The following is a 24,162-nucleotide window of genomic DNA, read 5'->3' as shown; positions in this document are numbered from 1 at the left end:
TCTTACTCCGGCAGGAAATCGGGAACGGAAAGATAGCGTTCGCCGGTATCGTAGTTGAAGCCCAGCACGCGGCTGCCGGCGGGAAGGTCCGGCAGCTTCTGCGCGATGGCGGCAAGCGTCGCGCCCGAGCTGATACCCACGAGCAGGCCTTCGACGCTGGCCGAACGGCGCGCCCATTCCTTGGCGTCGCCGGCATCGACCTGGATCGCGCCGTCAATCGACTGGGTGTGGAGGTTGCCGGGGATGAAGCCCGCGCCGATCCCCTGGATCGGATGAGGCGCCGGCTGTCCGCCGGAAATGACCGGCGACAGCGCCGGCTCGACGGCATAGGCCTTCAGCGCGGGCCAGGTCTTCTTCAGTTCCTCGGCCGAACCCGTCAGGTGGCCGCCGGTGCCCACGCCGGTGATCAGCACGTCGATCGGCGTATCCGCAAAGTCCTTCAGGATTTCCTGCGCGGTGGTGCGGGCGTGGACGGCGACGTTGGCCGGGTTTTCGAACTGCTGCGGAATCCATGCGCCCGGCGTTTCGGCAAGCAGCTGGTTCGCGCGTTCGATCGCGCCCTTCATGCCCTTTTCGCGCGGGGTAAGGTCGAACGTCGCGCCATAGGCGAGCATCAGCCGCCGGCGTTCGATCGACATCGATTCGGGCATGACGAGCACGAGCTTGTAGCCTTTTACCGCCGCGACTAGCGCCAGGCCGATACCGGTGTTGCCCGATGTCGGCTCGATGATGGTGCCACCCGGCTTCAGTTCGCCGCGCTGCTCCGCATCCTCGATCATGGCCAGCGCGATGCGGTCCTTGATCGATCCGCCCGGATTGGTGCGCTCGGCCTTGACCCATACCTCGTGGTCCGGGAACAGGCGCGAAAGGCGAATGTGCGGCGTATTGCCGATGGTGGCGAGAACGCTGTCGGCTTTCATGGTTCAGGTTCCTTCCTTGACGTGATCCGCCTCGGCGTGTGCCGTCGGAGGGGGAGAATCGTATCTACGATACTGCGGCGCAAAGGTCCGCGCGTTTTTGAGTTCCGGGAACAGGACGGCCCACAGCGCGGTGATCGCGATCGCACCCGCGCCGCCGAACACCACCGCCCCGGTCGCCCCGAGCAGCGCGGCGGCGATGCCCGACTGCATTTCGCCCAGCTCGTTGGACGCGGAGATCGCAAGGCCCGATATCGCCGAAACGCGGCCGCGCACTTCATCGGGTGTGTTGAGCTGGACCAGCGTGTTGCGGATGAACACCGAGATCATGTCGCCCATGCCAAGGCAGGCGAGCAACGCCAGCGAGAGGTGGAAGTTGCGCGACAGGCCGAACGCGGCGGTGGCAAGGCCATAGGCGACCACGCCCCACAGCATCTTCACGCCCACGTTGTGCCGGATCGGATATTTCGACAGCAGGATTGCCACCGCGGCCGCGCCGAAGGCCGGCGCCGCGCGCATCAGGCCCAGCCCGTCCGCGCCAACCGGATGGCCGTCCACGAACAGGATGTCGCGGGCGAACACTGGAAGCAGCGCGGTCGCGCCGCCCAGCAGGACCGCGAACAGATCAAGCGTCACACAGCCAAGCAGGAACCGCTCGTTCCACACATAGGTCAGTCCCTCCAGAATCTGGCGCAGCGGGTGCCGGTCGCGATTGCCCGGCGGCGGGGGCAGCGGGCGGATGCGGAAAAGCGAGAACGCGCCGATCAGCAGCAGGGCAACGGAGGTCCAGTACGGCGCGGTTGGCGCCAGCGAGAACAGGATGCCGCCCAGCGCGGGGCCGGTGACGGATCCGATCTGCATGGCCAGCGCGTTGATCGCGATTGCCTTGGGCATGAGGTCGGCCGGAACGATGTTCGGCGCGATCGATGCCATCGCCGGGGCGATGAACACGCGCGCGGTGCCATGCAGCGCGCCCAGCGTGAACAGCAGGGGTAGCGAAAGGAGGTCCAATTGCGTCGTCAGTGCGAGCGAACCAGCGACCAGCAGGTCGATCAGGCTGGCCAGCGCGGCCACGTTGCGCCGATCGAACCGGTCCGCCAGAACACCCGCGACAGGCGTCAGCAGAAACACCGGCAGGAACTGGACGAGGCCGAGAATGCCAAGCTGAAACGCGGCATGGCCGATGCTCATGCCGTATTGCGCGCGCGCCACGTCATAGAGCTGATAGCCCAGCACCACGACCATGCCGGACGTCGCGATGACCGAACACAGGCGCGCCAGCCAGAAGCGCCTGTAATCCGGAATGGCGATCGGCGAACGGGGAGTCTCGGGAGAGGAAGTCACGCGGCTGGAATGGCAGCGAGACTTCCTCTTGCCAAGCAAGCAAATCTCGTAAGCGGTTAAATTCTCAATGACACGGTCACGCGTACGTCGCGCCCCGCGATCGGCACGAAATCGCGCGTTTCCGAGGTCGCCAGCCGGCCTTCCACGTTGAGCAGGTTGTCGCCCGACAGGATCAGCGAAAGCGCGCCATCCTTGCCCATCGGCCGCCAGGTGGCGCTGGCGTTAACGAGCGTGAAGGCGGATGTCGGGTTTTCGTTGGCGGCCACGCGGCTTTGCGCGGCGTTGTGGATCACCTCGCCACGCAGGCTGAACCGGTCGCTGTTGTATTCCGCGCCGCCGCGCACGCGCAGCGGCGGGATGCGCGGGGCAGGGCCGATGCCGGTCAGCTGCGCGTGGACGTAGTCGACGCCGCCGTCGAGCGAAACCGAACGGTCGCCCCAGTCCAGCGCCTTGACCGAGCCTTCGGCTTCCACGCCACGGAACTTCGCGTCACCCTGGATGAACTGATAGACGGGAAAGCCTTCCACATCGGCCCCGGTGGGAACAGGGGCGATGAAGTCCTTGAAATCGGTGGCATAGGCCGTGACCGCACCCGCAAAGCGATCGGCATGGTAGCGCACGCCCGCCTCCACGGTATTGCTGCGTTCCTTGCGAAAGGCCGGATTGCCGCTTTCGTAGGACTGCGTGGCATCATGGATGCCGTCGATGAACAGTTCCTCGGCGCTTGGCGCGCGTTCGCCATGGCTGCCGGACAGGCTGATGGTAAGGCTTTCCACGGGATGCCAGGCCAGCCCCAGCCCTGCGGCAAGCTGGTTGAAATCGCGTGTGATCCCATTCGGGCGCGCCTTGACCGAGGTGTGTTCGTAGCGGCCGCTGGCCTCGAGGTCGAAGGTGCCCACCGAAAGCTGCTGCCGCGTGAACACGGCAAAGCGGTCGGTCAGGTTGTCGGGGATCAGGCGTTCGTCGCCCACCACGCGCAAGTCGCGGCTGCCATACTGGATGCCGGTTTCGCCGCGCCAGCCGCCATGCCGCGCCTGCACCAGTTCCAGACGCGTCTCGATGCTCTTGTTGAAGAAGCGCGTGCCCGCCACGCCACCTTCGATCTCGGCATGGGTATAATCGCCATAGGCTCCCCGGAATTCGAGCTTGTCGAAGAATCCGTCGAGATTGAGGCTGCCGCGTATGTCGTAGCGGGTCTGGCGCAGCGAGATCGACACCGGATCGCCGCTGCCCGCTTCGGGGCGGGGCGGGATGCCATAATCGCTGGTCAGGCGCGAGACGGAGATGCCCAGGCTGCCCCCGGCGTCGATGAACGCAACGCCGGCACCCAGCGTGGAACCGCGCGCGAAGCTGTTGGCCAGCCGCCCGCGCGCATTCGCCTGCTGGGTCAGCGAAGCTGCGCCTTCGGCGTCACCGTCGCTTGCCAGCTCCGCCGCCGAGGCCAGCGTGTCGGCGCGCAACTGCGGCGAAAGCACGTTGCCGCCGATGCGCAGGTTATCGGCGTGGTTGTACGAGGCGTCGAGATGCGCGACGAAGCGCGGCGCGAGGGCAACGTCCATCGCTCCGCCGACGTTGACCGAGTTTGCCGCGGTGCCGTAGCTCCCCTGCGCGGTCAGTTCGACGGGCTTGTCGGGCACGCGGCGTGGAATGCGCTTGTCGATCGCGTTGACCGCCCCGCCGGCCGGATCGGCGGCATAGAGCAGCACTTCCGGCCCGTGGAGCACATCGATCCGGTCGATGTTGAGCGTATCCAGCGCGACGCCGTGGTCGGCCGAGACGGACGACGCATCGAGCGAGCCCAGGCCATCGGTCAGCACCTGCACGCGCGGACCGTCGAACCCGCGCAGCACCGGGCGCGATGCGCCGGGCGCGAAACCGCTGGTGGAAACGCCGGGCAACCGGGCGAGCATCGCGCCGATCTGCGGCTGCGTATTGCGGGCGAGGTCTTCGCCGGTCAGCACGACCGGCGCAACGATCACGTCCCGATCACCGGAGATCAGGCGGCCTGTCACCACGATCGGCGCGTGGCCGGCGTCGTCGGGCGTGCCGGTGGGGTGGGCGCTGTCCACGTGCCCGTCCGTGCCATCGGCCGGAGGGGCGGGGGGCGTCTGTGCAAGCGGAGCGGCAAGGGCCGGCGATGCGGCAAGAAGAAGCGCGAGGGCGGAAGAGGACAGGAATTGACGTTGCAAGGAATCACCCCGGGGTTTGAATTCCGGGCGTTCGTAATGAAATGATATAATATATCAACCCTGAATCGACGAACGTGGCAACAAGGGCGGTTGTCCGCCTTGAGCCGGAATCAGCCCGGAATCAGCCTTTGCCGCGCAGACGCGGGTTGGGCTGCAGGCTCTTGATCATTTTCAGGAAATCTTCGGGCCGGATGATGCGTTCGAACTGGAATCCGGTGCGATCATCCTTGATCCACACGATAAAGGCTTCGATGCGGCCGATCTGCGGAAGCCGCACGGTCACGCGCTCACCCCGGCCAAGATCCGTGACTCCCTGAGCCATGAACCCGTTGGACGAGATGTTGACGATGTGCAGCATCACATCGCCCATGCGACGATGCTCACCGATGACCGGCAGATTTACCGGCTGTCGCGTGGCACGGCGCAGGTCGGTGACTGAAAGCTGGGCTCCGCCAGGCATCGTTCCTCCTCGTCGTGGGAAAGTGGAGCCGATGCTGTAGCTGCGAAATGCCAAATATTCCCTAAACCTGCTTCGGACTTTTTCCGCCTGCTTCAAAAGTTTGCGGTAAAGGGATCAGGCCGGGCGGATGATGCCGTGCTTCTTCTTTCCCGCGGAAATCCGCCGTTCCTGGCCCGCCAGCACGATCTGGAAGCCTTCGTCGGATACGGATTCGCCGTCAATCCGGGCGCCACCGCCGGCGATAAGGCGTTTTGCCTCGCCACGGCTCACCGCAAAACCGATACCGACCAGCGCATCGATCAGGCTGATCGCGTCATCGGCGCAGGCGAGCGTGGGCAGGTCCTGACCGATCCCACCGCCCGCGAACGTGGCGGCAGCCGTGGCTTCGGCGGCGCGGGCCGCTTCCTCGCCACGGACCAGCCGGGTGATCTCGTTGGCGAGGACCACCTTGGCGGCGTTGATCTCGCTGCCTTCCAGTGCTTCGAGCCGGGCGATCTCGTCAAGCGGCAGGTCGGTGAACAGGCGCAGGAACCGGCCGACATCGCGGTCATCGCTGTTGCGCCAGTATTGCCAGAAGTCCCACGCGGGCAGCGCGTCCTCGTTCAGCCACACGGCCCCCGCCGCCGTCTTGCCCATCTTGGAACCGTCGGCCGTGGTCAGCAGTGGCGTGGTGACGCCGAATACTTCCACCCCGTCCATGCGGCGGGTCAGTTCGATGCCGTTGACGATGTTGCCCCACTGGTCCGATCCGCCCATCTGCAACCGGCAGGCATGCCGCTGCGACAGTTCGCGGAAATCGTAGGCCTGAAGGATCATGTAGTTGAATTCGAGGAACGACAGCGACTGTTCGCGGTCCAGCCGCTGCTTCACCGAATCGAAGCTCAGCATCCGGTTGACCGAGAAATGCTGGCCCACCTCGCGCAGGAAGGGAATGTATTCCAGCTTGTCGAGCCAGTCCGCGTTGTCGACCATGATCGCGTCGCTCGGTCCATCGCCGAAGGTCAGGAAGCGTTCGAACACGGTCTTGATCGAGGCGACGTTCGCCGCGATCGTGTCCGTCGTCAGCAGCTTGCGCGCTTCGTCCTTGAAGCTGGGATCACCGATCTTGCCGGTGCCGCCGCCCATCAGCACGATGGGCTTGTGGCCGGCCTGCTGCAACCGGCGAAGCAGCATGATCTGGACCATGCTGCCCACGTGCAGCGATGGCGCGGTGGGATCGAAGCCGATATAGCCCGGGATGACCTGCTTCTGCGCCAGCGCATCGAGCGCGGCGGCATCGGTAAGCTGGTGGATGTAGCCACGCTCGTCGAGCAGGCGGAGCAGGGTGGACTTGTATGCGGTCATGGTGGCCTCTTGTCAGGAGCGCGCGCCTAGCACGGAGAAATGCGCTTGGGAACGTTCGAGCTTGTGCCGCACCCCGATCATCCGCCGGTCGCGGTCAGCCGGATCGAGGCGCGGATCATCGGGCATGACGCGAACTGGTTGCAGGTGCGCTGGCGGATCGACGGCAGCGAACGGGTGATCGTGCCACCGTTCGCGGGCAAGGGGCGGGCAGACGGCTTGTGGCAGGCTACCTGCTTCGAGGTGTTCTTCCGCACCCCGGGCGAGGACTCCTATGTCGAACTGAACCTGTCGCCTTCCGAACGGTGGGCGGCCTATGACCTTTCCGGCTATCGCAGCGGCATGGTTGCCCGGCCCATGCCGCGCGATCCCTCCTGCACTCTGCGCTTGGGCGGACGCATGATGATCTTCGATGCCGCGATTCCGGTGGCGGGCCTGCCACCGTGCCCCTGGCAGGCCGCGCTTACCGCCGTGATCGTCGAGGACGGGGGGCGGACCTCCTATTGGGCACTGGCGCATGCCCCCGGCAAGGCGGACTTTCACCATCCCGCTTGCTTCGCGCTGTCGGTTGCGGCACCGGGGGCCGCATGAAATTTGGTATCGATCGCCTCCTCGCCGACCCCGACCTGCGCGCACCGCTGGAAGGAAAGCGCGTCGCCCTTGTCGCGCATCCTGCATCCCTGACCGAGAATCTCGAGCATTCGCTGGACGCCCTGATGGCCTGCCCCGGCATCCGGCTGACGTCCGCCTTCGGCCCGCAGCACGGCCTGAAGGGGGACAAGCAGGACAACATGGTGGAGACCGAGGACTTTCTCGATCCCAATTGCGGCATTCCCGTGTTCAGCCTTTATGGCGAAGTGCGCCGGCCGACGCCGGAGATGATGGACAGCGCCGACGTGTTCCTGTTCGATCTGCAGGATCTGGGGTGCCGGATCTACACCTTCGTCACCACGCTGCTTTACATGCTGGGCGCGGCGGCGAAGCAGGGCAAGGAAGTGTGGGTGCTGGACCGGCCCAATCCCGTCGGGCGCCCGGTTGAAGGAACGGTGCTGCAGCCCGGATGGGAAAGCTTCGTCGGCGCCGGGGCCATGCCGATGCGGCACGGGCTGACGCTGGGCGAGATGGGGCGCTGGTTCATCGACGAGTTCCGGCTGGATGTCGAATACCGCGTGATCAAGATGGAAGGCTGGCAGCACGAGGCGGCGCCCGGCTTTGGCTGGCCGGACAGCCGCGTGTGGGTGAACCCCAGCCCGAATGCGCCCAATCTCAACATGGCGCGCGCCTATGCCGGCACGGTGATGCTCGAAGGCACCACGCTGTCGGAAGGGCGCGGCACGACCCGCCCGCTCGAAGTGCTGTTCGGCGCGCCCGATCTCAACGCCCGCGCGGTGCTGTCGGAAATGGAGCGGCTGGCGCCCGAATGGCTGGAAGGCTGCGCCCTGCGCGAATGTTGGTTCGAGCCGACGTTCCACAAGCACGAAAAGGCGCTGTGCAACGGCTTGATGATCCACGCCGAAAGAGGCTTCTATCATCACTATCGCTTCCGCCCCTGGCGGTTGCAGGCGTTGGCGTTCAAGGCCATCCGCCGGCTACAGCCGGAATACCCGCTCTGGCGCGAATTTCCGTACGAGTACGTCTATGACAAGCTGGCGATCGACGTGATCAACGGCGGGCCTTCGCTGCGCGAATGGGTGGACGATCCCCGCTCGCGCCCGGGTGATCTCGATGATCTGGCATCGCCTGACGAAACCCGGTGGATCGAGGAACGCCGCCACTATTTCCTGTATTGATGGCGACTGGCCCTAAGCGCCGCGCTTAGGGTCCCGCCTCAATGCTTTTTGCGCGTCAGTTCGCGCATCGCGTCGTCCAGCCCCTCCAGTGTCAGCGCATACATCGAGCCGCCCACCAGGTCGCGCAGCATCTTGGTGGATTGCGAATAGTTCCACTGCTTTTCGGGCACGGGGTTCAGCCACACCGTTGCCGGATAGGTCTGCGCCATGCGGTGCATCCACACCGCGCCCGCTTCCTCGTTGAAATGCTCGACCGAACCGCCGGGATGGCTGATCTCGTAGGGGCTCATCGCCGCGTCGCCGACGAAGATCACCTTGTAGTCGTGGCCGTACTTGTGGAGGATGTCCCAGGTCTGCGTGCGTTCCGACCACCGGCGCTTGTTGTCCTTCCACACCCCTTCGTACAGGCAGTTGTGGAAATAGAAGAACTCCATGTTCTTGAACTCGGCGGTGGCCGCGCTGAACAGTTCCTCCACCAGCTTGATGAACGGGTCCATCGATCCGCCCACGTCCAGGAACAGCAGCAGCTTCACCGCATTGCGCTTTTCCGGGCGCATGCGGATGTCGAGCCAGCCCTGCTTGGCGGTGCCTTCGATCGTGCCTTCGAGGTCCAGTTCGTCGGCATTGCCCTCGCGCGCGAAGCGGCGCAGGCGGCGCAGCGCCACCTTGATGTTGCGCGTGCCCAGTTCCCGGGTGCTGTCCAGGTTCTGGAACTCGCGCTTTTCCCACACTTTCAGCGCACGCTTGTGCTTGGATTCACCGCCGATGCGCACACCTTCGGGATTGTATCCCGAATTGCCGAAGGGGCTGGTGCCGCCGGTGCCGATCCACTTGTTGCCGCCCTGGTGGCGTTTCTCCTGTTCCTCCAGCCGCTTCTTCAGCGTGTCCATGATCTCTTCCCACGATCCGAGGGATTTGATCTTCTCCATCTCCTCGGGCGAGAGGAACTTCTCGGCCACGGCCTTCAGCCAGTCTTCGGGAATGTCGACCGGGCGCTGGCCATAATCGGTCAGCAGCCCCTTGAAGACCTTGTTGAAGACCTGGTCGAACCGGTCGAGCAGACCCTCGTCCTTCACGAACGTGGCGCGCGAAAGGTAGTAGAACGCTTCGGGCGTCTGCTCGATCACGTCCTTTTCCAGCGCTTCCAGCAGCACGAGGTGCTCCTTGAAGCTGGCCGGAATCCCGGCCGCGCGCAGTTCGTCGACAAAGTTGAAGAACATGGTGTCAGGCCCTCTCTTGCGGGCGATGAAGCGCCGCGACCAGTACGAAGGAAATATACATGAGCAGAAGCCAGGCGCCCAGCTTGGACGGCCCCACCATCGCCCAGCCGTCGGTCTGGCTCGGATAGATCCACGCGCGCGAAAACGTGGCGATGTTTTCGGCGAACCAGATGAATGCCGCCACCAGAAACCAGCCGAGCAGCAGCGGCATCCAGCGATCCGCGCGCCACACGCGGAACCATATGCGCGTGCGCAGGAACAGCAGCGCCATCGCCGCGAAGAGCGCGGGACGGATATCGGGCAACCAGTGGTGGGTGAAAAAGTTCACATAGATCGCGACAGCAAGCAGCATGGATGCCCAGCGCGCCGGATACCGATCGAAGCGGAAATCGAAGATCCGCCAGACGCGCGCGATATAGCTGCCCACGGCGGCATACATGAAGCCGGAAAACATCGGTACCCCGCCTATGCGCAGCAGGTTGGGTTCGGGATATTGCCACGATCCCACCGCCGTCTTGAACAGTTCCATCACCGTGCCGACGATGTGGAAGGCCAGAATCACCTTGGCCTCGTCCAGCGTTTCCAGCCGGAACGCCAGCATCCCGGCCTGAATTGCCACAGCGCCCAGCGTGAGCGCATCGTACCGGGCGATCGCGGCGTGCGCCGGCCAGAACAGATGCGTCAGGAACAGCATCACCAGCATCAGCCCGCCGAACAGGCAGGCCCACCCCTGCTTGAAGCCGAACAGCAGGAACTCGAACGTCCAGGCGGGAAGGCCCGGGCGCGGCTCCACGGCTTCCAGCCGTGCGCGAATGGCAGCGAACCGCGTGTGCGGCACGTCCTCGTGGCGCGGAGGAGAGGGGTGGGGCGCGTGCAAGGCCGTCAGGCCGCCGGTGGCGGTGGCGGAGCAGGGGGCTGGCGCGGCCATTGCTCCAGCGCGGGATCGATCTGCGCCCAGTTGGGCGCATCGTCCGTCCAGATCACCATGTCCGGGCGCAGGCCGTGCGGCTCGTCGAGCACGCCGAAGCGCACCGTCTTCAGGTGCATCCGCGCCGAGCTTTGCCCATAGACCTGCGTGCCGCAGGACGGGCAGAACGAGAAGGTCAGCGTGTTGCCGCTGGCCGACCGCCAGTCGGACGAGGCCAGCGTGCCCGATACGGTCACGTCATCGCCCTTGAAGATGGCGTTGTGCGTGGGGCCGCCGGCGGCAAGCCGCTGGCACTGGCGGCACCAGCACTGGCGTGTGGCCACCGGTTCTCCGGCGATTTCGAGCGTGACCGCGCCGCAGGCGCACCGTCCGGTGTGGCTCATGGACATTTCTCCATCCGGCTTTTTGCGTACCGGGTATTGTTAGTGTTACATACAATTTGTAGGGTGCGTCCATAAGGAGAGGACAACCGCACCCATGCTCAAGCTCTACAGTTTCGGCCCTGGCGCCAATTCGCTCAAGCCCCTGCTGACGCTTTACGAAAAGGGCCTGCCGTTCGAAGGCCACCGCCTGAACCCGGCTACGTTCGAGCACCATTCGGACTGGTTCAAGGCGATCAACCCGCGCGGGCAGGTGCCGGCGCTGGTGGACGAGGGCCGGATCGTCACCGAATCCACGGTGATCTGCGAATATCTGGAAGACGAGTACCCGACCGAGGTCGCGCTGCGGCCCGCCGACAGCTTCGGCAAGGCGGAGATGCGCGTCTGGACCAAGTGGGTGGACGAATACTTCTGCTGGTGCGTGTCCACGATCGGCTGGCATCGCGGCGTCAGCCACATGGCGCAGCGCCTGTCCGATGCCGAGTTCGAGGAACATCTGAAGAAGATTCCGGTCCCCGAACAGCAGGTAAAATGGCGCCGCGCGCGCGAAGGCTTCCCGCAGGACCTGCTCGACGAGGAAATGCGCAAGATCGCTGTTTCGGTGCGGCGGCTGGACGATCATTTGGCCTACAACGAATGGCTGGCGGGGGGCATGTACACGCTGGCGGACATTTGCAACTTCGCCATCGCCAACGGCATGCAGAAGGGATTTGCCGAACTGGTCAACACCAGCGACACGCCGCACCTGGTCCGCTGGATCGAGCAGATCAACCAGCGCCCGGCGGTTCAGCGCATGTTCGCGGAAGTGCCGATGGAACGGCTCGGGCCGCCGAAGTAAGGGCGTTGCGGGTCGCGAGGCGCGGAGAGATGTTGCCAGCCCGAAGGCCGCACCGTCTCTCGCGCCTCTGTAAGAAACCATCTAGCTGATTTCCCGAGTTCAGTTCCCCCGGCGCGCCATGAAGGCCAGCCGTTCGAAAAGCATGATGTCCTGCTCGTTCTTGAGCAGGGCGCCGTGCAGCGGAGGGATCGCCTTGGTGGGATCGCGGTTCTGCAGCACGTCGAGCGGCATGTCCTCGTTGAGCAGCAGCTTCAGCCAGTCGAGCAGTTCGGAGGTGCTGGGCTTCTTCTTCAGGCCAGGCACTTCGCGCACTTCGTAGAACACTTCCATCGCCTTGCTCACCAACATCTTCTGGATGCCGGGGAAGTGGACGTCGATGATCGCCTGCATCGTGTCGCGGTCGGGGAACTTGATGTAGTGGAAGNNCCTTCTCGTTGTTCGAGGTGATGACCACGATCGGGCGTTCCTGGGCCGCGATGCGCTCCTGCGTCTCGTAGACGTCGAAGCTCATGCGGTCGAGTTCCTGCAGCAGGTCGTTCGGGAACTCGATGTCGGCCTTGTCGATCTCGTCGATCAGCAGCACGGGGAGCGTGGGGCTGGTGAACGCTTCCCACAGCTTGCCCTTCTTGATGTAGTTGCGGATGTCGTGCACGCGCTCGTCGCCGAGCTGGCCGTCGCGCAGGCGGGCAACGGCGTCGTATTCGTAGAGGCCCTGCTGCGCCTTGGTGGTGGACTTGATGTTCCATTCGATCAGCGGGGCCCCCACCGCCTTGGCGATTTCGTGGGCCAGAACGGTCTTGCCGGTGCCGGGTTCGCCTTTGACCAGCAGCGGACGCCGCAGCAGCACGGCGGCGTTGACGGCCACCTTGAGATCATCGGTGGCGACATAGTTGCTGGTGCCTTGAAAACGCATGCCTTCCATCCTGTCTTTTTTAATCGCTTGGTTAAGGGATAGGCGGCGGCGCGCCGTGTGACAAGAGCCGCAACGGCGGGTTTTGAAACGGTGTTCACGGCGAATTTCAAGCGATTGTTTTGGCCGATTGTTTTGGCCGATTGTTTCGGGGCGCGTCCAAGTATTTCCGCATGAATGATATTTCATGATTCAGGGCGATTGCGCCGGCCCGCGCCGGGCTGTAGCCACGCCGCGATGTCAGCGGAGCCCGCGTCCTTGCCTTCCGGTCGATATGGCGCGTCGCGGCGTAGCAGGGGGCCTGCGTTCCTCCTTTCGGCGGCCACCGTCGCGCTGCTGTTCTTCATCATGATCCGGATGGGGGCCTTCACCGGGAATGGCCCCGAAGGCGGCGGGCAACTGGTCGCGGTCAATCTGTCCAAGGAAGCGGAAGCGAGTTCGGCGGGCGCCCGCAAGGCCACGCGCGAAATCAAGGCCAGCGAACGGTCGCAGCAGGCAGCGCAGGCGCCAAGACCGGTAATGCCGCCCCATGTGCCGGTGCCCTCCGAAAACAAGGTCGATTGGCCGCCGGGTTTCATCCACATGAGCCGGGCGGACCTCGCCGCGGCGGACATCAGCAAGATGGCCCGGCGCGGGGATGCGGGCAGCAGCGGCAGCGCGTCGGGCTCGGCGGGCGGATCGGCCGGCGGGCAAGGCGATGGACCCAACGGGGCGCGCCTCTATGCCGCCGAATGGTATCGCGAACCGCGCGATGCGGAGATCGCCGGCTACATGCCGCAGGGGCGCCCGCCCGGCCAGTGGGGCATGATCGCCTGCCGCACGATCGAGAAATACCACGTCGAGGATTGCCGCGAACTCGACGAATCCCCGCGTGGCTCGGGCATCGCCCGCGCCCTGCGGCAGGCCTCCTGGCAATTCCTGGTCCGGCCGCCGCGCGTGGACGGCAAGCCGATGATCGGCGCCTGGGTGCGTATCCGCTTCGATTTCAAGCCGGCGAAGCGCGAGGATGCCGCGGGCGATGAGCCGTCCGACGGCGGTTGATCGGCGTTATTCGTCTTCTGTTTTCCGCAACAGGAAGCGGCGCAGGCGCGGTATCGGCAGGACGCGCCACAAGACGAGCAGCGCGATCAGCAGCGCGAGCCATGGAGCGCCGATGCCGACGATGAAGACGACCAGTGCGACCATCGTGCGCAAGCTGGACCAGGAGGCCTGCGCCACCCCGGCGAACGGGTTGTCGCCCCACACGAAGCTGCCACCGCCGGCATAAGTGAAGGTCATCGGCGTGCTTGCCAATCGCACCGCGCCGGTTGTCTGGGCATCGCGTTCCGCCGCGACCTTCGCGCGCAACGCGCCGGCCTGCTGGTTCAATTCCGCCCGTTCGCGATCCCCCAGGCCACCCTTGGCGAGTTTGGCCTCGATCTGGTTGAGATCGGCCTGCGCGTCCGAACCGCGCTTCTCGGCGGCCGCGATGTCGGAACCCACGTCTTGTCCTTCGATCGCAGCGCGGATCAGCTTTCCGTCGGCGTGCTCCACCGCCGCAATGCCTTCCTTGCCAAATGCGCGGGCAAGATCCGGGGCCAACTTGAATTCGAGGCTGGCGCTGACGCTATCGTTGCGCACCAATGCATAGTGCATGCCGGTGATGCGGCACCGTTCCGGGCCGAGTTTTTCGCAGGCGGCAGCGTGTTGCTCCTGCACGCCCGCGATCGCCTTGTCGGGAAGCGCGAAGTCATAATGATAGTTGAAAGCCACACCCGGCGCCGCTGATGGCGATATGCCGGGGACACTGGAGGCGGCGCTTTCCGAAGCGGCTTCGGGCGCTTTTTCGCCGCACCCGGCGAGCAATAGAGAGCAGGCTGATGTTGCGGACAGAAGGAAGGAACGGACGCCGACGCGCATGTCTATCTCCCGAGTGCTCCGCCGGAAGGCGGTGGCGGGAGAAATTACTACTTAATAAGTAGACATTGTCAATCGAGCCTGCGTCGGCGTTACATCCGTTTGAGCGGGAATGATCAGTGCCCGTGCCCGCGCGGACGCCCGCCGCCGCGCGGTCCGCCTCCGTGGGGATAGTTCGGCATGTGATAGTCGCGCCGCGGCTGGAAATTGCCGCGGAACTCCTGATAGCGTCCGCCGGGGGGAGGCGCGTCGCGGCGGAAGTGGTTGCGGTCGCCGCGCCGGAACGCGCGGGCGTCAGGGGCGGAGCGATAGTAGAAGAAGCCGTCGCGGCCCCAGTAGCCGTCGTAGATCGGGCCGTAATACCCGTCATACCAGCCGTTGTAGGGGTAGGGAGAGCCCCAGCCCACGCTGGTGCCGTATTCGCCGTAGTATCCATCCGACGCGCAGGCAGACAGGCCAAGCGCCAGGGGCAGGGCTAGCAGGGTGATGGAACGCTTCATGGCAAATCTCCGCAATCCGCCGCTGTTCGCGAGCGGTCTTGGCCCCACCCTTCTCGGGATAGGACCGCCGATCTTAGCCATGGGTGAACGGTTGACGGGACGTTCGGGTTCCGGGCGATGGCCGGGTTTTGGGCGCGTCAGGCGTCGATCAGTTCCGGATCGACTTCGCTCGCGCGGTTCTGGATGAACATGAAGCGGTGCTCGGGATTGCGGCCCATCAGGCGGTCGACCAGATCCTTCACGGCCGCGCGGCCTTCGTATTCCGGCGGCAGGGTGATGCGGATCAGCGAGCGGCTGGCCGGGCTCATTGTCGTTTCGCGAAGCTGCTGCGGGTTCATTTCGCCCAGCCCCTTGAAGCGGGAGACCTCCACTTTCTTGCCCTTGAACTTCGTCGCTTCCAGTTCGGCGCGGTGGGCATCGTCGCGGGCATAGGCGGAGGTGCTGCCGCTGGTCAGGCGATAGAGCGGCGGCTGTGCCAGATAGAGATGGCCGCGCCGCACCACGTCGGGCATTTCCTGGAAGAAGAACGTCATCAGCAGCGTGGCGATGTGCGCGCCGTCGACATCGGCATCGGTCATGATGATGATGCGGTCATAGCGCAGCGCATCCGGGTTGCAGTCCTTGCGGCTGCCGCAGCCCAGCGCCAGGATCAGGTCGGCGATTTCCTGGTTGGCGCGGATCTTGTCGCTGGTGGCGCTGGCGACGTTGAGGATCTTGCCGCGGATCGGCAGGATTGCCTGCGTCTTGCGGTCGCGCGCCTGCTTGGCGCTGCCACCGGCCGAATCGCCTTCGACGATGAACAGTTCGGTCTCGCCATCGCCTTCGCCGGAACAGTCGGTCAGCTTGCCCGGCAAGCGCAGCTTGCGGGCATTGGTGGCGGTCTTGCGCTTGACCTCGCGCTCCGCCTTGCGGCGGAGCCGCTCGTCCATGCGCTCCATCACCGCGCCCAGCAGCGCCTTGCCGCGCTCCATGTTGTCGGTCAGGAAATGGTCGAAATGGTCGCGCACCGCGTTTTCGACGAGGCGTGCGGCTTCCGGAGACGTCAGGCGGTCCTTGGTCTGGCTCTGGAACTGGGGATCGCGGACGAACACCGAAAGCATGACCTCGCTTCCGGTGATCATGTCTTCCGGCGCGATGTCCTTGGCCTTCTTCTGCCCGATCAGTTCGGCAAAGGCGCGGATGCCCTTGGTCAGCGCCGCGCGCAGGCCCTGTTCGTGCGTGCCGCCGTCGGGCGTGGGAATGGTGTTGCAGTACCAGCTGTACGAGCCGTCGGACCACAGCGGCCAGGCGATCGCCCATTCCACGCGGCCCATCTCCTGCCCGTCCGGCCCGGCGGGAAAATCCTGCGATCCGGTGAAGGGCACCGACGTCACGCATTCGCGCGCGCCGACCTGTTCGGCAAGGTGATCGGCAAGGCCGCCGGGGAACTGGAACACGGCTTCCGCCGGCACGTCTTCCGAAGCCAGCGATGGCGCGCACTTCCAGCGGATTTCAACGCCAGCGAAGAGATAGGCCTTGGACCGCGCCAGCCGGAACAGCCGCGCCGGCTTGAACCGGGCGTCCGTACCGAAGATTTCGGGATCGGGTACGAAGGTGACCGAAGTCCCGCGCCGGTTGGGGGCATTGCCGATCTTTTCCAGCGGCCCGGTGGGATGCCCGCGCGAGAATTCCTGCGCGTAAAGCTCCTTGTTGCGCGCCACTTCGATCCGCGTCAGCGTTGACAGCGCGTTGACCACGCTGACGCCCACGCCGTGGAGGCCGCCCGAGGTGGCATAGGCCTTGCCGGAGAACTTGCCGCCCGAATGGAGCGTGGTGAGGATAACTTCGAGCGCCGACTTGCCCGGATACTTCGGGTGCTCGTCGACCGGGATGCCGCGCCCGTTGTCGGTGATCGTCAGCCGCCCGGCCGAGCCGGGTTCTTCCTCCAGCGTCACCTCGATGCGGTTGGCATGGCCGGCGACGGCCTCGTCCATCGCGTTGTCGAGCACTTCGGCGGCAAGGTGATGCAGCGCGCGTTCGTCCGTGCCGCCGATATACATGCCGGGACGGCGACGAACGGGTTCGAGCCCCTCCAGCACCTCGATCGCGGAGCCATCGTAGCTTTCGGCGCTGGATACCGGCGCCTTGTCGAACAGGTCGTCAGCCATATGGAACGGCTATAGAACACGCCGGATTCCGGACGCAAGCCGGGAGGCACCCTTATGCGGGCGATTTCGGCGCAAAGGGGCGGATAACTTATCCCGTCCGGCGATACCGGGCGGGCAGGGCTGGTGTCAGGGGGTGAAGCGGGCCGGCGCCGGGCTTACCGTCGTAAAGGTGCCCGCGCCTACCTCGCGCACTTCCATGGCGCGCTCGGCCACGCCGAACTGGTTGAAACGGAACACGCCGTCCAGGCCGATGAACCCGTCGCGGTCATAGAGCTTGGCTGTGGGGAAGATCGTACCGGGCTTCCAGGTGCGGCCCACGTTGAGCGTCAGCAGCACGCTATCGTAGCCGAGCGTGGCGATGCGCGAGGGCGATGCGCCATAGCGGCGGCGATAGCTCTGCTCGAACTGGCCGAAGCGGGCGTCGGATACCGTGGCGAACCACGCCCCGCGCGTGGCGGCGCTGCGCGCGATCCCGGCATCGCCCGCCCACAGTTCGGTGCCGAGCAGGCGTGTTCCGCCGGCCGCCGGCGCGGCCTGGAGCGCAATGCGCGCGCCGTCCGCGATCAGCAGCGCATCGACCGGGGCCTTGGCCAGCAGGCGGCGCACCGCGCTGGCGACCGAAGTATTGCTGCGGTCATAGGTTTCGGTGGCGGTTACCGTTACGCCGCTGGCGCGCGCGGCTTCGGTCAGCGCGTTCATCGCCCGCTGCCCGTAGATGCCGGTGGGGATGATCGCGCCGATGCGATTTACGCCGCGGCTCTTGGCGAAACTGACGACGCGGGCCACCGATTGGCCGGGAACCTGCCCGAGCACGAAGACGTCGCGGTCGGCAACGCTCACGTCGTTGGAATAGGTGATCATCGGCACCTTGGCCGGCCGCGCGACTCCGGAAACGGCGACGACGTCTTCGGCCAGCAGCGGGCCGAGGATCAGGCGGTTGCCGTCGAGAATGGCCTTGTTCGCCGCCGCGCCCGCGCCGGCCGCCGTATCGTAGGTGGTGATGCGCAGGTTCTGCGCGTTGGTATCGAGCAGCGCCATCATCGCCGCATTGGCGATCGACTGGCCCACCGATGCGTTTGGCCCCGTCATGGGCACCAGCAGCGCGACGCGGTGGCGCGAGGCATCGGTAGGCAGGACATTGGCCTGCGGCGCGGTTTCGGTCGGTTCGGGCCTGGGCGCGACCGGCCCCTGCGGCTTGGGAATGACGGTACACGCGGCGAGCGCGGCCATGGCGCCCATCACGAGAAAACGCCGCCCCATCCGGACGGATCCGACCCATTGACCTTTCAACATCGCTTGCCCGTTCCCAATGACCCGGCCATGGAAGGCGCATGACCACGCCTTCGCTTATGGAGCCCGGGCTCTATATTGTCGCCACGCCGATTGGCAATCTCGGCGACATTACCAGACGCGCCGCCGAAACGCTTGCCTCTTGTGCGGTTATAGCGTGCGAAGACACGCGCGTCACGGCTAAGTTGTTGAATCATCTTGGCATCAAGAAGCCGCTGCGGCGCTATGACGATCACGCCGGAGAAGAGGCGCGCGAGCGATTACTCGCCGAAATGGCGGAAAAACCGGTTGTGCTGGTGAGCGATGCCGGCACGCCGCTGATTTCCGATCCCGGCTATCGTCTGGTGCGGGAAGCGCGCGCGCGCGGGATCGCCGTCACCAGCCTGCCAGGGCCTAGCGCGATGATCACCGCGCTGACCATCGCCGGCTTGCCGACCGACCGTTTCCTGTTCGCAGGTTTCCTGCCGTCGAAGGATAAGGCGCGGGGAGATGTGCTGGCGAGCTTCGCCGCCGTCCCCGCAACGCTGGTGTTCTACGAAACCGGGCCGCGCCTTGTCGCCTCGCTGGAAGCCATGGCAACCGTGCTGCCGGGGCGGGAAGTTGCCGTGGCGCGGGAACTGACCAAGCTGCACGAGGAATGCCGGACGGGCACGGCGGCAGACCTTGCCGATCACTATCGCGCGCATCCGCCCAAGGGAGAGATCGTGCTGCTCGCCGGTCCGCCCGCCGCGCCCGAGGCGCCGGACGAGGACGTCGTCGAAGCCGAACTGCGCGCCGCGCTCGCCGAATTGCCGCCCTCGCAGGCCGCCGCCCGCGTGGCGAAGAAGCATGGGCTCGATCGCAAGGCGCTCTATGCACAGGCGATGGCGCTCAAGGCATGAGCCGCGCCCGTGATCGGGCCGTGGCCGAAAAACAGGGCCGGCGTGGCGAGGCGCTGGCCGGCCTGTGGCTGCGCTTGAAAGGCTGGCGCATTCTCGCCCGGCGCCAGCGGATCGGCGTGGGCGAGGTCGACATCGTCGCGCGGCGCGGCCGCACGCTGGCTTTCGTCGAGGTCAAGTGGCGGCGTAGCGGCGAAGCACTCGATCTCGCCATCGATGCCCGCCGCCTGCAACGCGTGGCGCGCGCCGCCGAAGCGATCGCGCCGCGCTTTGCCAGACCCGGCGATGTCCTGCGAATTGACGTGATCCTCCTTGCGCCAGGCCGCTGGCCACGCCACATGGCGAACGTCTGGCAGCCATGACGGCGCCTTCACGGGATGGAACAGCATGACCCTTCGCGTCGCGGTCCAGATGGACCCGCTTCATTCGATCAACATCGCGGGGGATTCCTCCTTCGCCCTGATGCTGTCGGCGCAGGAACGCGGGCATGAACTGTACTACTATGACGTGAAGTCGCTGGCATGGAAGGCCGGGCGCGTGACGGCTGAAGGCGCGCCGGTGACGGTGCAGCGCGTGGCGGGCGATCACTACAAGCTGGGCGAGGTGCGCAAGCTCGATCTTCGCAGCGACGCCGATGTCGTGCTGATGCGGCAGGACCCGCCGTTCGATCTGGGCTACATCACCGCCACGCACCTGCTGGAACGGCTGGAGGGCGAGACGCTGGTCGTCAACGATCCGCGTTCGGTGCGCAACGCGCCGGAAAAGGTCTATGTGCTCGATTACGCGCGCTTCATGCCGCCCACGCTGATCACCCGTTCGGCGAAGGACGTGCGCGCGTTCCAGCACGAACTGGGTGAAACGGCGGTGGTGGTGAAGCCGCTCCATGGCAATGGCGGCAAGGCGGTGTTCAAGGTGGAAGCCGATGGCGGCAACCTTTCCGCGCTGGCCGAACTGTTCGGGCAGGTCTGGCCGGAACCGTTCATGGTCCAGCCGTTCCTTCCCGAAGTGGCCGAAGGCGACAAGCGCATCGTGCTGGTCGATGGCGAGGTGGCCGGCGCGATCAACCGCAAGCCGGGCGAGGGCGAGTTCCGCTCCAACCTCGCGGTCGGCGGCTATGCCGAACAGACCACGCTGACCGCGCGCGAGCAGGAAATCTGCGAGGCGCTGGGGCCGGAGCTGAAGAAGCGCGGCCTGATCTTCGTGGGCATCGACGTGATCGGCGGCAAGTGGCTGACCGAGATCAACGTGACCAGCCCCACCGGCATCGTCGCTATCGACAAATTCAACGGCAGCGATACGGCGGGCATGATCTGGGACGCGATCGAGCGGCGGCTTTGACGCATCGGGAACCGGACCCGTTCCCGTATCGCCGCGTTGTGTGATCGATGAATGACTGGATCGTCCACCTGATCGAAGGCGGCGGCTATTGGGGCATCGCCGCCCTGATGGTCATCGAGAACGTATTCCCCCCGATCCCGTCCGAAGTGATCATGGGGCTGGGCGGGATCGCCGTGGCCAGGGGGCGGATGGAAATCGCGCCGCTGATGCTGTTCGCCACCGCGGGATCGACGCTGGGCAACTATTTCTGGTTCCTGATCGGAAGGGCGTTCGGATACCGGCGTCTGCACCCGCTGGTCACCCGCTTCGGGCGGTGGCTGACGCTGGACTGGCACGATGTGGAACGGCTGGTGGCCTTCTTCGGGCGGCATGGCCAGTGGGTGGTCTTTGTCGTGCGCTTTGCCCCGGTGATGCGCACGATGATCTCGCTGCCGGCGGGCCTAGCCCGGATGGGCCACGCCCGCTTCCTGGCGTTCACCTTCGCCGGCGCGGCAGTGTGGAACGCGCTGCTGGTGGCGGCGGGCTATTATCTCGGCCGCAATTTCGCGGAGGTCGATCGGTACACCGGGCCGCTGGCGACCGGCTGCATGGCGCTGGTGGCTATCGCCTACCTGTGGCGCGTGGTGCGGTGGAAGCCACGCGAGGAGTGAGGTCCCTTACAGAAGGCGATTGTATCGCTTGCAATCCATGGAGCGCTGCCCCCTTCCGCTTGCGGGAGGGGGCGAGACTTGCGCGCCGCAGGCGGCGTCAGTCGCAGCACTTGCAAACGATTCAGGCGTCCTTCGCCAGCCAGTCTTCCAGCCACTTGATCGTATAATCGCCGCTGAGGAAGTCAGGATCGGTCAGCAGCTTCTGGTGCAAAGGGATCGAGGTCTTGACGCCATCGATCACCATTTCCTCCAGCGCGCGCTTCAGGCGCATGATGCAGCCTTCGCGCGTGCGGCCATAGACGATCAGCTTTGCAATCATCGAATCATAGTACGGCGGGATGCGATAGCCGGCATAGAGCCCCGAATCGACGCGCACATGCATGCCACCGGCCGCGTGATAGGTTTTCACCAGGCCGGGCGAGGGCGCGAACGTGAACGGGTCTTCCGCGTTGATGCGGCACTCGATCGCGTGGCCCTTGAACTCGATGTCCTCCTGCGCGACCGACAGCGGCCGTCCTTCGGCGATGCGGATCTGTTCGCGCACCAGGTCGACGCCGGTGATCGCTTCGGTCACCGGATGTTCCACCTGCAGGCGGGTGTTCATCTCGATGAAATAGAATTCGCCGTTTTCCCACAGGAACTCGATGGTGCCCGCGCCGCGATAGCCCATGTCGGCCATGGCGCGCGCGACCACGCCGCCCATGCGCGCGCGCTCCTCGGACGAGATGACGGGCGAGGGCGCTTCTTCGAGCACTTTCTGGTGGCGGCGCTGGAGCGAGCAGTCGCGCTCGCCCAAGTGGATGGCGTTGCCGTTACCGTCGCCGAAGATCTGGAATTCGATGTGGCGCGGGTTGCCGAGATACTTCTCGATATAGACCGTGGCATCGCCGAACGCGGCTTTCGCCTCGCTACCGGCCTGCTGCATCAGCGTTTCGAGCTGGTCGGCGCTGTTGCACACCTTCATGCCGCGTCCGCCACCGCCCGATGCGGCCTTGATGATCACCGGATAGCCGATCGCCTCGGCAATCCTGCGCGCTTCCTCCACTTCGGAGACGGCGCCATCCGATCCCGGAACCAGCGGCAGGCCCAGCGCGCCGGCGGTGCGCTTGGCCTCCACCTTGTCGCCCATCGTGCGGATATGTTCGGGCTTGGGGCCGATCCAGGTGATGCCGTGGGCTTCGACGATATCGGCGAACTTGGCGTTCTCCGAGAGAAAGCCGTAGCCCGGATGGATCGCGTCGGCCTGGGTGATCTCCGCCGCCGAAATGATCGCGGCGACGTTCAGGTAGCTGTCGCGCGCGGGCGGCGGCCCGATGCAGACCGCGTGATCGGCCAGGCGCACGTGCATCGCGTCGGCATCGGCGGTGGAATGCACCGCGACCGTTTCGATCCCCATCTCGTGCGCGGCACGGTGGATGCGCAGGGCGATTTCGCCGCGATTGGCGATCAGCAGGCGTTTGATGGCCATGGGCGCTGGCGCCTCAGCCGATCACGACCAGCGGCTGGTCGTATTCGACCGGCTGCGCATTTTCGACGAGGATTGCCTTCACGGTGCCGGCGGCGGGCGCGGTGATCGCGTTCATCACCTTCATCGCTTCGACGATCAGCAGCGTTTCGCCGGCCTTCACGGTCTGGCCAAGGCTGATAAAAGCGGGAGCGCTGGGGTCGGGCGAGAGATAGACCGTGCCCACCATCGGCGATTTCACGGCATCGGCGTGATCCTCGGCAGGTTGCGCTGTTGCGGGCGCGGCCGCCGGAGCAGCGGCGGCAACGGGCGCCGGAGCGGCGACGGCAACGGTCTGCGCCACCGGCGCCGCCGTCAGCGTGCGCGCGACGCGGATCTTGCGTTCGCCATCCTCGACTTCGATTTCGCTGAGCCCGGTTTCGGCAAGCAGCTCCGCCAGTTCACGCACAAGCGTGCTGTCGATTGCCATTCCTTCGGCCTTTTCGCCGCGGTCGTGCCCCATTTTAATCCTCGCGGGTGGTCATACTGGCTGGCCGCCATGCCTTCAGCGGGCGGCGCTGGCAAGGGGGGGATGGGGTGGGAATGCCCGCGAGGGTGGAAAACAGGCGCTTTCGCCGCTTTTTCGCGCCTACGGGAAGCCGTCAGAGCGCGGCGGCGGCGTCCAGCGCCAGAATGTAGCTGCGCGCACCGAACCCGGCGATGGTGCCCTTGGCGGCCATCCCGACGTAGCTCTTGTGGCGGAATGCTTCGCGGGTGTGGGGGTTGGACAGGTGGACTTCGATCACCGGCGTCCGGATTCCCTTGATCGCATCGTGCAGCGCGACCGAGGTGTGGGTATAGGCGCCGCCGTTCAGCAGCACGGCCTTTGCCCCCACGGCCTGCGCTTCGTGCAGCCAGTCGACCAGGTGGCCTTCGTGATTCGACTGGCGCATGTCGATGTCGAGGCCGAGCGTCTGCGCGTGGTCTTCCAGCATGCCGGCAATGTCGTCCAGCGTCTGTGATCCGTAGATTTCCGGCTCGCGCAGGCCAAGCAGGTTGAGGTTCGGTCCATTGAGGACGAAGACGGTCTTGTCTGACATGGTGGCGTGTTCCCGGTGCGTGTGGCCGCCGCGCCGTGATAGTGCCGCCGCCGCCATGCGCAAGTGGCCGCGCGAATCCCCGGAAGGAACCCGCGCGGTCCATCTCTTTACCGGTCTATGCCCTTGGCCTTGCCCCACTGGCGCGCCGCCGTGTAGCCGAGATAGCCGGTGCCGAAGAGCGCATAGAGCGGCTCGGGCAGGCCATTGAGATAGGCGGTGATACCGACGGCGATGTCGCGCGCCGCTTCGGGCCGCGCCGCAGCGATCAGGCCCATCGGCAGCGACCACAGGATCATGATGTACATGACGTAGAGGAAGCCGGGGCGGGCGCGGCTGGTCCATGGATCGGTAGATCCCGCTTCGGCGAGGATGGCCGACATTTGCGTGCGGATCTGCTCGAGTTCCTGCGTGCCTTGCAGCCTCAACAGTTCGAGCTTGGCGCGGTCGCGGGCTTCCTTGTCGGGAATGATGCGATCGATGATCGAGGAGATGGGGGAAATCAGGGCGTCGAGGAGGGGCATGGGAGCGTCCTTGTTGCGGCAGGACGCGGGACAGTAACCGTATCGGTTCATGTAGGAAACCAAAGTATGATTGCTCCGGCG

Annotated in this window: 24 protein-coding genes and 1 pseudogene; 8 read left to right on the top strand and 17 right to left on the bottom strand. The window is 65.5% G+C overall.

Annotation, left to right across the window (positions count from 1 at the left end; translation table 11 throughout):
• Positions 1-2: 2 nt before the first annotated feature.
• The 5 genes from cysK to tyrS all read right to left on the bottom strand — a co-directional run bounded on the left by cysK (position 3) and on the right by tyrS (position 6,254).
• Entirely contained in the window at positions 3-920 is a 918-nt protein-coding gene (gene cysK / locus B3547_RS03250; RefSeq protein ID WP_124807615.1) for a cysteine synthase A, read from the bottom strand.
• A 3-nt stretch (positions 921-923) separates the two neighbouring features.
• A complete protein-coding gene (locus tag B3547_RS03245; RefSeq protein ID WP_194921534.1) occupies positions 924-2,261 on the bottom strand; it encodes an MFS transporter in 1,338 nt (445 codons plus the stop codon).
• A gap of 56 nt (positions 2,262-2,317) precedes the next feature.
• Positions 2,318-4,330: a TonB-dependent receptor gene (locus tag B3547_RS03240; protein WP_292960100.1), complete on the bottom strand. Its 2,013-nt coding sequence runs from the start codon at positions 4,328-4,330 to the stop codon at positions 2,318-2,320.
• Between the two features lie 241 nt (positions 4,331-4,571).
• Positions 4,572-4,910, bottom strand: a complete 339-nt coding sequence (locus tag B3547_RS03235; RefSeq protein ID WP_124807613.1) for a PilZ domain-containing protein — start codon at positions 4,908-4,910, stop codon at positions 4,572-4,574.
• Between the two features lie 114 nt (positions 4,911-5,024).
• Entirely contained in the window at positions 5,025-6,254 is a 1,230-nt protein-coding gene (gene tyrS / locus B3547_RS03230; protein WP_124807612.1) for a tyrosine--tRNA ligase, read from the bottom strand.
• A gap of 39 nt (positions 6,255-6,293) precedes the next feature.
• Here tyrS and B3547_RS03225 point away from each other — a divergent pair, with 39 nt between their 5' ends.
• On the top strand, positions 6,294-6,842 hold the full coding sequence (locus B3547_RS03225; protein WP_292960098.1) for a DOMON-like domain-containing protein: 549 nt from the start codon (positions 6,294-6,296) through the stop codon (positions 6,840-6,842).
• Complete coding sequence (locus B3547_RS03220) at positions 6,839-8,041, top strand: exo-beta-N-acetylmuramidase NamZ family protein (RefSeq protein WP_292960095.1); 1,203 nt, start codon at positions 6,839-6,841, stop codon at positions 8,039-8,041. Before B3547_RS03225 ends, B3547_RS03220 begins: the two co-directional genes overlap by 4 nt.
• Positions 8,042-8,079: 38 nt before the next feature.
• Here the strand turns inward: B3547_RS03220 and B3547_RS03215 are convergent, their stop codons facing one another.
• From B3547_RS03215 to B3547_RS03205, 3 genes are read right to left on the bottom strand one after another with little or no spacing between them, the layout of a single operon-like run.
• Positions 8,080-9,261, bottom strand: coding sequence for a vWA domain-containing protein (locus B3547_RS03215; protein WP_292960092.1), 1,182 nt, complete (start codon positions 9,259-9,261; stop codon positions 8,080-8,082).
• Positions 9,262-9,265: 4 nt separating this feature from the next.
• The gene (locus B3547_RS03210) at positions 9,266-10,189 is read right to left on the bottom strand and encodes a DUF817 domain-containing protein (protein ID WP_414690488.1); all 924 of its coding nucleotides are present in this window, start codon (positions 10,187-10,189) and stop codon (positions 9,266-9,268) included.
• The gene (locus tag B3547_RS03205) at positions 10,144-10,572 is read right to left on the bottom strand and encodes a GFA family protein (protein WP_292960090.1); all 429 of its coding nucleotides are present in this window, start codon (positions 10,570-10,572) and stop codon (positions 10,144-10,146) included. The genes B3547_RS03210 and B3547_RS03205 overlap by 46 nt, the downstream gene beginning before the upstream one ends.
• Positions 10,573-10,666: 94 nt before the next feature.
• Between B3547_RS03205 and B3547_RS03200 the strand changes: the two genes are divergently transcribed.
• Positions 10,667-11,407 carry a glutathione S-transferase family protein gene (locus tag B3547_RS03200; protein WP_292960088.1) on the top strand — a complete coding sequence of 247 codons (741 nt, stop codon included), beginning with the start codon at positions 10,667-10,669 and terminating at the stop codon, positions 11,405-11,407.
• A 99-nt stretch (positions 11,408-11,506) separates the two neighbouring features.
• On the opposite strand, the pseudogene B3547_RS03195 reads toward B3547_RS03200, so the two are convergent.
• Positions 11,507-12,320: pseudogene (locus B3547_RS03195) on the bottom strand (AAA family ATPase).
• A 345-nt stretch (positions 12,321-12,665) separates the two neighbouring features.
• Between B3547_RS03195 and B3547_RS03190 the strand changes: the two are divergent.
• The gene (locus tag B3547_RS03190) at positions 12,666-13,358 is read left to right on the top strand and encodes a hypothetical protein (protein ID WP_292960085.1); all 693 of its coding nucleotides are present in this window, start codon (positions 12,666-12,668) and stop codon (positions 13,356-13,358) included.
• Between the two features lie 6 nt (positions 13,359-13,364).
• On the opposite strand, the gene B3547_RS03185 is transcribed toward B3547_RS03190, so the two are convergent.
• From B3547_RS03185 to B3547_RS03170, 4 genes are all read right to left on the bottom strand, one after another.
• Positions 13,365-14,069, bottom strand: a complete 705-nt coding sequence (locus B3547_RS03185) for a hypothetical protein (protein ID WP_124807602.1) — start codon at positions 14,067-14,069, stop codon at positions 13,365-13,367.
• A gap of 260 nt (positions 14,070-14,329) precedes the next feature.
• Positions 14,330-14,713, bottom strand: a complete 384-nt coding sequence (locus tag B3547_RS03180; RefSeq protein WP_125955375.1) for a hypothetical protein — start codon at positions 14,711-14,713, stop codon at positions 14,330-14,332.
• Positions 14,714-14,850: 137 nt separating this feature from the next.
• The gene (gene parE / locus B3547_RS03175) at positions 14,851-16,860 is read right to left on the bottom strand and encodes a DNA topoisomerase IV subunit B (protein WP_292960082.1); all 2,010 of its coding nucleotides are present in this window, start codon (positions 16,858-16,860) and stop codon (positions 14,851-14,853) included.
• Positions 16,861-16,986: 126 nt separating this feature from the next.
• On the bottom strand, positions 16,987-18,120 hold the full coding sequence (locus B3547_RS03170; protein WP_124807599.1) for a penicillin-binding protein activator: 1,134 nt from the start codon (positions 18,118-18,120) through the stop codon (positions 16,987-16,989).
• A gap of 71 nt (positions 18,121-18,191) precedes the next feature.
• On the opposite strand from B3547_RS03170, the gene rsmI reads away from it, so the two are divergent.
• Genes rsmI through B3547_RS03150 form a run of 4 tightly spaced genes read left to right on the top strand, consistent with a single transcriptional unit; the run spans position 18,192 to position 21,016 of the window.
• Positions 18,192-19,031, top strand: a complete 840-nt coding sequence (gene rsmI, locus B3547_RS03165) for a 16S rRNA (cytidine(1402)-2'-O)-methyltransferase (RefSeq protein WP_125955377.1) — start codon at positions 18,192-18,194, stop codon at positions 19,029-19,031.
• Positions 19,028-19,390 (top strand): YraN family protein, encoded by a 363-nt coding sequence (locus B3547_RS03160; RefSeq protein ID WP_124807597.1) that lies wholly within the window; start codon positions 19,028-19,030, stop codon positions 19,388-19,390. The genes rsmI and B3547_RS03160 overlap by 4 nt, the downstream gene beginning before the upstream one ends.
• Positions 19,391-19,415: 25 nt before the next feature.
• A complete protein-coding gene (gene gshB, locus B3547_RS03155) occupies positions 19,416-20,366 on the top strand; it encodes a glutathione synthase (RefSeq protein WP_292960079.1) in 951 nt (316 codons plus the stop codon).
• A gap of 47 nt (positions 20,367-20,413) precedes the next feature.
• The gene (locus tag B3547_RS03150; RefSeq protein ID WP_124807595.1) at positions 20,414-21,016 is read left to right on the top strand and encodes a DedA family protein; all 603 of its coding nucleotides are present in this window, start codon (positions 20,414-20,416) and stop codon (positions 21,014-21,016) included.
• A 121-nt stretch (positions 21,017-21,137) separates the two neighbouring features.
• Here B3547_RS03150 and accC read toward each other — a convergent pair whose 3' ends face one another.
• The 4 genes from accC to B3547_RS03130 all read right to left on the bottom strand — a co-directional run bounded on the left by accC (position 21,138) and on the right by B3547_RS03130 (position 24,081).
• Positions 21,138-22,484, bottom strand: coding sequence for an acetyl-CoA carboxylase biotin carboxylase subunit (gene accC, locus B3547_RS03145; protein WP_124807594.1), 1,347 nt, complete (start codon positions 22,482-22,484; stop codon positions 21,138-21,140).
• 13 nt (positions 22,485-22,497) lie between these two features.
• Positions 22,498-22,983, bottom strand: coding sequence for an acetyl-CoA carboxylase biotin carboxyl carrier protein (gene accB / locus B3547_RS03140; RefSeq protein ID WP_292960075.1), 486 nt, complete (start codon positions 22,981-22,983; stop codon positions 22,498-22,500).
• A 139-nt stretch (positions 22,984-23,122) separates the two neighbouring features.
• Positions 23,123-23,560, bottom strand: a complete 438-nt coding sequence (gene aroQ, locus B3547_RS03135) for a type II 3-dehydroquinate dehydratase (RefSeq protein ID WP_292960073.1) — start codon at positions 23,558-23,560, stop codon at positions 23,123-23,125.
• A gap of 107 nt (positions 23,561-23,667) precedes the next feature.
• Positions 23,668-24,081 (bottom strand): holin family protein, encoded by a 414-nt coding sequence (locus B3547_RS03130; RefSeq protein WP_292960071.1) that lies wholly within the window; start codon positions 24,079-24,081, stop codon positions 23,668-23,670.
• Between the last annotated feature and the right edge of the window lie 81 nt (positions 24,082-24,162).

Origin of the sequence: Novosphingobium sp. UBA1939 (genome assembly GCF_002336885.1) — a bacterium.
Lineage (GTDB): Bacteria > Pseudomonadota > Alphaproteobacteria > Sphingomonadales > Sphingomonadaceae > Novosphingobium.
Note: the sequence above shows the minus strand (reverse complement) of the source record. Positions and strands in the feature narration are given on the sequence as shown.

Bases quoted from the DNA above. Each gene is read 5' to 3' on its own strand.
- B3547_RS03150 (WP_124807595.1), top strand. From the start codon at position 20,414: ATGAATGACTGGATCGTCCACCTGATCGAAGGCGGCGGCTATTGGGGC.
- tyrS (WP_124807612.1), bottom strand. From the start codon at position 6,254: ATGACCGCATACAAGTCCACCCTGCTCCGCCTGCTCGACGAGCGTGGC.
- B3547_RS03180 (WP_125955375.1), bottom strand. From the start codon at position 14,713: ATGAAGCGTTCCATCACCCTGCTAGCCCTGCCCCTGGCGCTTGGCCTG.
- cysK (WP_124807615.1), bottom strand. From the start codon at position 920: ATGAAAGCCGACAGCGTTCTCGCCACCATCGGCAATACGCCGCACATT.
- B3547_RS03190 (WP_292960085.1), top strand. From the start codon at position 12,666: ATGATCCGGATGGGGGCCTTCACCGGGAATGGCCCCGAAGGCGGCGGG.
- rsmI (WP_125955377.1), top strand. From the start codon at position 18,192: ATGACCACGCCTTCGCTTATGGAGCCCGGGCTCTATATTGTCGCCACG.
- B3547_RS03160 (WP_124807597.1), top strand. From the start codon at position 19,028: ATGAGCCGCGCCCGTGATCGGGCCGTGGCCGAAAAACAGGGCCGGCGT.
- B3547_RS03225 (WP_292960098.1), top strand. From the start codon at position 6,294: ATGCGCTTGGGAACGTTCGAGCTTGTGCCGCACCCCGATCATCCGCCG.
- B3547_RS03215 (WP_292960092.1), bottom strand. From the start codon at position 9,261: ATGTTCTTCAACTTTGTCGACGAACTGCGCGCGGCCGGGATTCCGGCC.
- aroQ (WP_292960073.1), bottom strand. From the start codon at position 23,560: ATGTCAGACAAGACCGTCTTCGTCCTCAATGGACCGAACCTCAACCTG.
- B3547_RS03200 (WP_292960088.1), top strand. From the start codon at position 10,667: ATGCTCAAGCTCTACAGTTTCGGCCCTGGCGCCAATTCGCTCAAGCCC.
- gshB (WP_292960079.1), top strand. From the start codon at position 19,416: ATGACCCTTCGCGTCGCGGTCCAGATGGACCCGCTTCATTCGATCAAC.
- B3547_RS03170 (WP_124807599.1), bottom strand. From the start codon at position 18,120: ATGGGGCGGCGTTTTCTCGTGATGGGCGCCATGGCCGCGCTCGCCGCG.
- B3547_RS03235 (WP_124807613.1), bottom strand. From the start codon at position 4,910: ATGCCTGGCGGAGCCCAGCTTTCAGTCACCGACCTGCGCCGTGCCACG.
- accB (WP_292960075.1), bottom strand. From the start codon at position 22,983: ATGGGGCACGACCGCGGCGAAAAGGCCGAAGGAATGGCAATCGACAGC.
- B3547_RS03210 (WP_414690488.1), bottom strand. From the start codon at position 10,189: ATGGCCGCGCCAGCCCCCTGCTCCGCCACCGCCACCGGCGGCCTGACG.
- B3547_RS03220 (WP_292960095.1), top strand. From the start codon at position 6,839: ATGAAATTTGGTATCGATCGCCTCCTCGCCGACCCCGACCTGCGCGCA.
- parE (WP_292960082.1), bottom strand. From the start codon at position 16,860: ATGGCTGACGACCTGTTCGACAAGGCGCCGGTATCCAGCGCCGAAAGC.
- accC (WP_124807594.1), bottom strand. From the start codon at position 22,484: ATGGCCATCAAACGCCTGCTGATCGCCAATCGCGGCGAAATCGCCCTG.
- B3547_RS03205 (WP_292960090.1), bottom strand. From the start codon at position 10,572: ATGAGCCACACCGGACGGTGCGCCTGCGGCGCGGTCACGCTCGAAATC.
- B3547_RS03130 (WP_292960071.1), bottom strand. From the start codon at position 24,081: ATGCCCCTCCTCGACGCCCTGATTTCCCCCATCTCCTCGATCATCGAT.